The sequence below is a fragment of the Pseudomonas sp. DE0010 genome (assembly GCF_007680745.1).
GTDB classification, from domain to species: domain Bacteria; phylum Pseudomonadota; class Gammaproteobacteria; order Pseudomonadales; family Pseudomonadaceae; genus Aquipseudomonas; species Aquipseudomonas parafulva_B.
Genome location: NZ_VEJQ01000334.1, coordinates 1 through 228, shown reverse-complemented (window position 1 = coordinate 228; position 228 = coordinate 1). Strand labels below are relative to the sequence as shown.

Sequence of the window (228 nt, the reverse complement as noted above, 5' to 3'; positions counted from 1 at the left end):
GGACGCGAGCGCGGCGCGGCGCAACTGGCCGCCAGCTTCAAGGCTCTGCAGACCGAGCGCCTGGATCTGGTCCAGGTGCACAACCTGCAGGACACCGCCAACCAGCTGGCCCTGCTGCGCGAACAGGGCCGGGTCCTGTCCGCCGAATTGGCCGCGACCTGGGGCATTTCCGAAGACAGCGTGCGTCGCGACCTGCGTGAGCTGGCCCGCCAGGGGCTGTGCCGCCGG

The 228-nt window shown here is 71.5% G+C and carries 1 protein-coding gene; it reads left to right on the top strand.

Annotation, left to right across the window (positions count from 1 at the left end):
* Positions 1-228: DeoR family transcriptional regulator (locus FS767_RS23325; protein ID WP_256674319.1), on the top strand; the 228-nt coding region annotated here is incomplete at both ends.